Raw genomic sequence first — 252 nt, forward strand, 5'->3', positions numbered from 1 at the left:
CGTGGCTGAAGGCGATTTGGCCGTGCATGTCAAAACGGGTGGCCGCAATGAACTGGGCCGCCTGCTGGCTGCCGTGGGTCGCATGCGCGAAAGCCTGGTGAACACCGTTCGCCAGGTGCGTAACAGCTCGGATTCGGTCAACACCGGCGCGCACGAAATCGCCAGCGGCAACCTCGATCTGTCTTCGCGTACCGAGCAGCAATCCGCCTCGCTCGAGAAGACGGCTGCCAGCATGGAGCAGATGACCTCCAC

At 63.1% G+C, this 252-nt stretch carries 1 protein-coding gene; it reads left to right on the forward strand.

Annotated features, from left to right (window positions below):
• A partial coding sequence (locus tag FVA95_RS30165; RefSeq protein ID WP_161992555.1) for a HAMP domain-containing protein occupies positions 1–252 on the forward strand: 252 nt, incomplete at both ends.

It is taken from the genome of Pseudonocardia sp. EV170527-09, assembly GCF_008369905.1.
Classification (GTDB): domain Bacteria; phylum Actinomycetota; class Actinomycetes; order Mycobacteriales; family Pseudonocardiaceae; genus Pseudonocardia.